General features: G+C 43.8%; 1 protein-coding gene. It reads right to left on the bottom strand.

The window, feature by feature from the left end:
- Nucleotides 1-258 precede the first annotated feature (258 nt).
- Entirely contained in the window at nt 259-8,703 is an 8,445-nt protein-coding gene (locus tag EHW67_RS12410; protein WP_126162717.1) for a T9SS type B sorting domain-containing protein, read from the bottom strand.
- Between the last annotated feature and the right edge of the window lie 126 nt (nt 8,704-8,829).

The raw sequence follows: 8,829 nt of genomic DNA, 5'->3' as shown, positions 1-8,829 counted from the left end.
GGTGCACCCCGAAGTGGTCATCTATAAAACGTTTTGCTCCTCTATTCTTTATTCGTCGCTCCAAAATTACAGCTTCTGAACGAGATAACAATTTCACGTCTCAATATGTCAATCCAAAAAATAGTTTTTCAACACGAAAATTATTTTTTGGGACTGCAAATATAGAATAAACCTTCAAAATAAAAAGATATAATCCATAAAAAAGGACACTTATTGTAGAAGTGTCCTTTTCATGGAAAAATGCAATTGACTGCTTTACTATCTATAAAGGGTAAAATGCCCCATAAATTGTTGTTTATCCTCGTCATTGGCATTTACTTCATACCAGTAATCCCCTGAAGGCACTGCCTTGCCCTCATAAGTACCATCCCAACCGGAAACCTGATCCAAAATAGCCACTACCCTACCATAACGATCATATATCTTTACTTCTAAATTAGGAAAATAGTCCCTGTTCCCAGGATACCATTCATCATTCATATTATCCCCATTGGGGGTGAAAAAGTTGGGAACATCCAACATACCTGTAAATTCGAAAGGTATTGCCATGGTTGCAACACAACCATTACGATCTACCACCCTAATGGAAACATTGGCATCCTGATTGGATATATAAATATTATCACTACCATAGGAATCTCCTTGAAAGAAATATTCATATCCTCCAAAACCTCCAGTGGCTGTAGCGGTAATTTGATTTGGCCCAGTTTTTACTGCCGATAGGGTCAAGGGCTCGTAAGCTTCCAGTGTGAACTCTACAAAGGTGGCACAACCATTCTCATGATAAATATAGATAGTATGATCGCCGGCACTCAAATCCCCATAAACGGTCTGCGTATTGGCCAGGCTAATATCATCAACATCCAAAGAAAACAACAACCTAGGCAATACACTGGAATCCTGCATTTGAACACTTACTGTACTATTGGGAAAGATTCCCTCACAACCGTATTCAACAAGGGCTTCTGCACTTAGGTCGACTCCCATCATGATTGGGAGCATCTCATAGGTTTCACAGCCCATGGAATCGCGTATAAATACTACATAGGTTTCACCTCCCAATAGGTTATCAAAAAATAATGAGTCATTCCTAACATAAACCTCATCCCCTACCGAATCAGGTCCAATGAGCTTGGTTTCGTAATATTCAACCCCACTTAAGACGTCAACAAAAGGGGTGCCGCCCATCATGGTAATTTGAGCAGACCCATCGCTGGCATTGATACAGGTTTCTGGACTACCAACAATATTGGACACTACCAATTCTTCAGGCTCCCTAATGGTGACTTCCTGTAAAATATTACAGCCTAATTCGTCCTGCACAATAATCTCATAGGTTCCTGGAGGCAAATCGGTGAAGGTAAAAGAATTTGGATTTAACGGATCTTCACCTTCAAAGAATTCGCTTAAGGTATCGGATATGGAAAAACGGATCTTCCCGGTACCTCCGCTGGCTTCTATTATTACTTGACCATCCACATCTCCGTTACAACTTACTGGTATAGCTTCTATCCTATCCAATACAAGTGGATCCTTTGGGGTAATCAGTATTTCTTCCGAAATGGCCACACAACCCTGACTTGTAGCATAGACATAATATGATCCCGGTGGCAAATCCCTAAAAATACCCGAATTTTGTGGTCCCCTTACTATATCTGCCGCTAAGGGAACTCTTGGCACACCGGGCACACCACTGTCCAATACATTGTTTACCAAGGTATAGATATAATTCCCTACACCCCCAAATGCTTCGGACCTGACAATTCCTGTTGGCTGGCCTGCACATTTAATATTGGCATCCACTAAATCCAAAGCTATGGCCAAGGGCAATGCAGGATCCAAATTTATCTCATTCGATTTTTGGGAAGGACATCCATTCCCGTTTTGTACATCAAACTGATAGGGTCCAGGGTTCAAATTTACATCTGGTATAATAATTTCTACTGTAACAATTCCTACCCCACCAAAAGAGACAAATGGATCTGAAGTTCCTGTTCTTCTATAAAAATATTCCATTCCCGCAATGGGATTGATGATAGTAAGTTCCATACGGCCTTCATCTCCACAACCAGGGGCAAGGGTTTCCAATAAATCTGCATCTACAGGTAACGGGTCCTGAATAAAAATAGGCAGGGTGGTAAAACTACATCCCCATCCATCATAAACTACTATGGTATAGCTTCCTGTTGGTAGATTTGGGAATACAGGCGATTCCTGAAGACCACTAGTATTCAGAATATTACCTGAGGTATCCAATCTGTTCAATTGGAACAGATATTCCTCTCCATCTCCGTCTATATCCTGTCCTCCCGTTACGTTATAAGCTTCAATAATACCGTCATTGGATCCAGGGCAAAGCAATGGCTGTACAATTCTAATATCGGCAGCAATGGGAACTGGCGGACTAATTGTAAAATCTTCCAGCACTTCGCATCCTCCTGAGTCCCTGATACCTACCCTATACGTACCACTTAACAAATCACTAAACACATTGTTCGTAGAATAGGCTGCTGTTGTAATAAACAGTCCAGGGGCGGTCTCCATTTCCAACTGATATTCATAGCCTCCCCAGCCTCCATCACCGGAAACCGTAATCTCTCCCCTACCTGGAACAAAACAGGTTACATCGGCAGTTTGTGCCGGTGTAGGGTCCAAAGGTCTGTCCGGTCCATGTACAGTTGTGGTATTACTAACAGTATCACAAAACGGACTGTCTACCGCTTCTATATGCACTATCAGGTTACCGGCCGGCACCCCTGTAATAATTTCCGGTGTAGCTATGGGGTTACTGGTATCAAAACTTCCGCTAACTCCTGTGCTTGTTTCCACACCCGCCGCATCACGCGAGAAAACCTCATAATTATAAATCCCTATATAATTGTTGACAGCTATACTTATCTCTCCATCAGACCCATTAAAACAGGTCACAGGTTTCACCTCATTGATAACAGCTTCAATCAAATTATAATCGGGTACGTTATAGGTCGGGGTTACATACAAACAACCTCCGTTGTCAATATCCCTTACCGCAAATATATAATCCCCAGGGGTATCCAGATCCCAAACGACCCTATCCGAACCAGCGGTTAGGCGTTCTGGCTGGGAACCCAATGGCAATATTTCCACTCCATAGTTTCCTGGGCCTTGGTCTATAATTACCTCAACAGTACTGGCCATTACACCAGACCCGGAGGCATCACAGGTAATTGGGCTCAGTTCATTGAAATTAAAGGTAAGACCGGACGGAGGGGACAAATTGACCGTGTCCGTAATTTCGCAACCATTATTATCCCTAATAGTTACTATGATAGTCTGTGGACTACCGTTATCTATTATCTCAAAGGTATTGCTGCTTTGAAAATTGGTGCCATCAAAAATAGGCGTACCATCATTAATACTATATGTATATGGTCCTGTACCCGTTAAGGTGCCGGTACCATCGCCATTGGTATCAGCATATGCCGTTATAGTAGTACTATTAAAAGTATTGCTTGAAGGGTTACAACTAAAAGGAGCTGCTGTTGCTGCTCCCACTAGCGCTGAAGGTTCCAGAATACTTGCTGGTACTCGAGCTGATGTACATCCTCTACTACTTACTACCTCAACTTCATAGGCATCCGCTACCAAATCATCAAAAATAGCATCGGCCTGACTCACCACCAAGGTATTGGAACTATCGTATAAATTATAAACAAAAGGTCCGTCCGTGGCAGTAGCCGCTACCAAATCCACCGAAATGCTACCATCAGCACTTCCAAAACAGGAAATATTTTCTTCTGTTATAGTGTCAATAACCGGCTGATCTACACTAATAATCTCAACTACTGCCGTGTCCTGACATAAGGGTGTTGTATTGGAGCTTCTATCCGTAACGGTTATGGTATAATTGCCAGGGGGCAAGGTTGTAAACACTGGATCATCCGTTTGACTCACTACAAATCCAGCACCATCATCCAACACATAATCAAAATCACCGCTACCCCCTGAAGTCACTACCGTTATGGTGCCATCGGCATTGTTACAGGAAGGCTCTACCGTTGCGCTAGCGGTAATTGAAAAGAAATCGAATACCTCAAAGGTATTGGTAGCCGTACAGCCATTCCCATCCCTTACCGTCATGGTATAAGTACCTGGATTGGGAACTGTGAACAAGGGGCTATCCTGAAATCCACTTCCCATGTCATATTGAAAAGTAGTCTCCGGTGATGGCCCGCTGTTAAGTGGGGAGGTAACCTCTACATTATAAGAAGTTACCATAAAACATTGATTGGTAACATTAATTGTAGGCACCGCTACTCCTGGGTCCTCTAAAATGGTCACAGTAGTGGAAGAACTACAACCACTAGCATCCTGTACATAAACATCGTAATCCCCTGGAGCTAGATCATAGTCAGTAGTTGCCGAATAAGCTCCTTCTGGTGCTGCGGTAGGTACCACGGAGAATTGATAAGGTCCTGTTCCTCCAACACCCCGTACAATTAAATGTCCGTTTGGATCTATACAATTGGCGTTGGTGTTGCTATCTATACTTACACTTGGGATATCTTGCACAATAATGGCCTCGGCACTGGTAGTACAACCGTTAGCTACATCTTCTACCAACACGCGGTAGTTACCGGGAGGCAAGTTGGTAATCTGTCCTGTATAAGGAGTTCCTGGAACATAAGGTGGAACTGTAATAGTTGTAGCAGCGGAAATAACCGCTCCGGTGGTTACATTAATTACCGAAATTTCCAATTCGGTACCAGAATAATCCTGAACTTCATAATTGAATATTCCGTTTCCAGCAACATCACAGGAAGCTGAAGTCCCCGATGCGGTTGCCATAAAAGAAGGGGTCGGACCACTTACAGGCGGTATTTCCTGTTCATAAATACACCCCGTTACCGTATCTAATACCTCAACTGTATAGGCCACTCCGTAAATTATGCCGTTTGCGGCATAACTAAAGGTATGGGAATTTGGCCCTGGTACCAATGCATAAAAGCTGGCTTCACCTACTAATCTAATTTCATATGATCCGGAACCACCTGCAACATTAACCGTATAGGTAAACCCATCTGTAGCAGGGTCGCAGCTTGCTGGTAATGCGGGCGGCACCGGTGTAATATTTACACCTGTATGGCCCAAAGTAACCGCATCCCTATCTTCACAACCGGATGCATCAGTTGTAATTACCGTGTATTCCCCTTCTGGTAAATTGGTAAAACTATGGGTAGTGCTGGCTGTATTTACAACTGAACCTACCACGTTTCCGCTAACATCCATTAAGGTATAGGTATACGGAGCAACACCGTTGGTATTACCGCTAACATCAATGCTCCCTCTTACAACACCTGCTGCACAAGCGGCATCATTGGGCACCACCGTGGCGTCTACTCCCGGAGTAGGTACTCCTACTGTAAAGGATACGTCTATGGAACACCCCCTACTATCCCTTACCCAATAAGTATAATTTCCTGGGGAAAGGTTACCGAATACACCTAAATCAGTGTAAGAACCTGCAGATCCGTCAACACTATACTGATATGGGGGTACTCCTACCGAAGTATCGGGTACCAACTCCACTACCCCCGTATTGGGGTCGTCACACCGCGGATCTGTTACATTTGCTGTTGCTGCAATAACCTCGGTGGGATCAATAGTCACCACATTGGTTTCTACTACACAGCCTTCTCCGTCGGTTATCCGGAATTGATAGGTACCGGGTGATGGGGTAGTATAAACAAAACTACTACCTGTTATGGGCGTGGAAACACCATAGCCGCCACCGTTGTAATCTACTTCATAAGAGCCATAAGGAGGGTTGCCGTTGCCTATATTCACCCGAATATCGGCGTCGCCCGCACCTGCTACCAAGCTACAGGTAAGTTCCTTTTGTATACTTACCGTGGTCGTGGTCTGTGCCTTTATATTCCTAACTACTGAGTCGGTACAATTATTACCATCCCTAACTGTTACCGTGTGGTTTCCAGGACTTAGTCCGCCAAAACTAGCACTGGATCCACCTGCTACCCAAGGGCCGTTATCTATTCGATATTCATAACTTCCATCTCCACCACTGGCATCGACCACCATGGTAGTAGCATCCGCACTATCAAAACAAAAATCGGAAGCTGCAGTATCCAAGACCAAAGAAGGTGCCGTTAGAGCCGTGAAGGTATAGCTGGCGGAAGTGGTACAACCACCTCCGTCTACCACCGTAATCGTATAAGGCCCCGAATCATCGGTTAAGCCCGTGAAGTTAGGATTGCTCCTAGGTCCCACAGTACTTCCATTGGGTCTGGTAAGGGTATATCTATAACCGCCCCATCCACCGCTGGCATTACCGTTAACTGCCCCCCGGTTGTTGTTCTGACAACTCATATCGGTCCAGATTGGCCCTAGAACCAAGGGTGTTGAAGGTTCTGCTATGGTCAAGGTTGCAGTATCAACACAATTGGTATCCTCATCCGTGACTGTTATAGTATAGGTCCCAGCCGTTAGTCCACTTAATGATACAATACTGGAACTTTGCCCGGTTACAACTGGATCGGAATCTATTTGATAGCTATAAGTGCCGTTAAATCCATCTACGATAAACCTGCCTTGACCGTTATTGTCCCCAACACAGCTTACATTGGTAATCAATTGGCTGGCAACCCCTATAGAACTGATATCAGTAATAGCAAAACTCTCGGTATAACTACAACCGGAGTTATCTGTAACCCTAAAAGTGTAGCTACCCAAACCAAGTCCAGTAAATGTATCCACCGCCCCATTGCTCACCGTGCTAGGGGCTATTATTTCATAACTATTAATGGTATTCCCTCCTGTGACAGCTAGGGTAACCGAAGCCGTACCCGTGGCACAATCTATGCTGGATACCGTAAAGTCGATATCGGTAGGCTTATTCAACGGATTAAATTCAATAGCAGGCAAAGTCTCTACACAACCATTGGCATCCCGTATTTGGGGGGAATAGGTTCCTGCAGACAATCCGGTAAATACGGTATTGTTCAAGATAAATCCAGATCCAATACTATATTCATAAGGACCTACACCTCCGCTGACACCAGAAAAGGTAATCTCACCACCATTTTCATCCAAACAACTTGGTGTTTGAGTAGCATTTGCATTCCCCAAAATGGTAGAGGGGGTTCCAATAGATTCGCTAACGGCAATAGTAGTACAGGAGAAAGTGTCTTGCTGATACCTGATCACTACATTATAATTGCCTGGGGCTAAATTTGAAAAAACATTACTATTTTGAAAAGAACCTCCATTATCAATACTATATTCTAAATTATAGCCATTGCTATTGCTTACATCCACTGTGATACTTCCATTATTGGACCCGCCACAATTGGCATCCTCAGATGATACGCTATATACCGGCGGTGGAATGTTTTCCACATCCACAGCAGCATTTTTGGTACAACCGTTGGTATCCCTAACCACAATATCGTAGGTCCCAGGACTGCTTACCGTATGTACCGTGGAACTACCAAAACTACCTGTAAAGGCGCCTCCATTAACACTGTACTCATAAGGGCCGGTACCACCACTTGCATCAATTGTGATATCTACAGCTGTGGCCCCACAACCAAAACTATCTGTAGCAAAGGCCGTTGCGTCTACAGGCACCAAACCGGCACCAATAGTAATTGGATTGCCATCTATAGTACTAATGGTTTGGGTACAGCTACTGCCGGCCTGGACAGAAACCGAATAGGTACCTGTTCCCAAATTGTTAAAAGTGTGGGTATTGGATCCATTAGGACCAAAGGTGTTCATTGTTACACCATTTCTTATTAACCTATAACTATAAAATCCCGGCACCCCGGAAATCGTTATACTTATGCTCCCCTTGTCCCCACTACAAGTGATATCTACCATAGAGACATCTACCGTCATGTCCACTTCACTGATGGTCACGGTTTGGGATGGAAAAACGCAGGCACTGGGAGAGGCATTTTTTAATCGGGTAAAGACCTGATAATTGCCGGGGGTAGAAATATCAAAAAACGGGTCATCTTGATAAGGACCGGTATCCGAATTTAGACTGTACTCATATCCTGCAGGAACATTGGTGACCTCAACCCTTCCGGGATTGCCACAAACTATATCCTGGGTGCTGAGTTGTGGATTTAATGGATTTGATGAAACCCTAAAATAATAAAAGGCTCCAGATCCAACCCTTACGCGGTATTCACCGGCAACGTCCGGGTCACTGGCATCTAGAAAATAAGTTGAGCCAGTTACCTCTGGCCCATAACAACTATTGTCCTTCACCGGACAGGTATCTGTACCCACCAGGGGGCAACTGGACGATTGTTTTTGCCAGGTTACCGTACCACTCCCTGATACCGAAATGGTTCTATCATCTCCGGTTCCGCAGAGAAAGAATTTGGCCAAGGTACTACCGTCATTAGTACAATTTACCTCTTCGTTGGCCCCATTGATAATGGTGCTGAACATCATGGAACTTGCCACGACCCTATTCGTAGACACTTCCGAAAGATCAACTGACTTATTTATAGACAGCACATTTTCCGCTTTACTGACCGTCACATTCTCCGTAGCGTTGATATTATTAACGGCGGAAGATACGTCAGCTACAAACTCGAAAACTACTGAATTGGCCTTTGATACACTGAACGTAACGATCAGGGCCATCAAAAGCAAGGCATACACTAGATGCCGTGTTTTTTGTGGTAGCATAGATTAAGTAGGTTTTACAAAACACACTCAGACTTGGGGAGTCAAAGTATATTTCTAGCGTAATAGTTTAAACTTATATTTTATGGTTATCTTTAGCATACTAAGCTACATTAATAATTATTTAAC

Source organism: Arenibacter aquaticus (genome assembly GCF_003957295.1).
Taxonomy (GTDB): domain Bacteria; phylum Bacteroidota; class Bacteroidia; order Flavobacteriales; family Flavobacteriaceae; genus Arenibacter; species Arenibacter aquaticus.
Note: the sequence above shows the minus strand (reverse complement) of the source record. Positions and strands in the feature narration are given on the sequence as shown.

Excerpts from the sequence above, each read along its gene's own strand:
- EHW67_RS12410 (WP_126162717.1), bottom strand. The coding sequence starts at position 8,703 with ATGCTACCACAAAAAACACGGCATCTAGTGTATGCCTTGCTTTTGATG.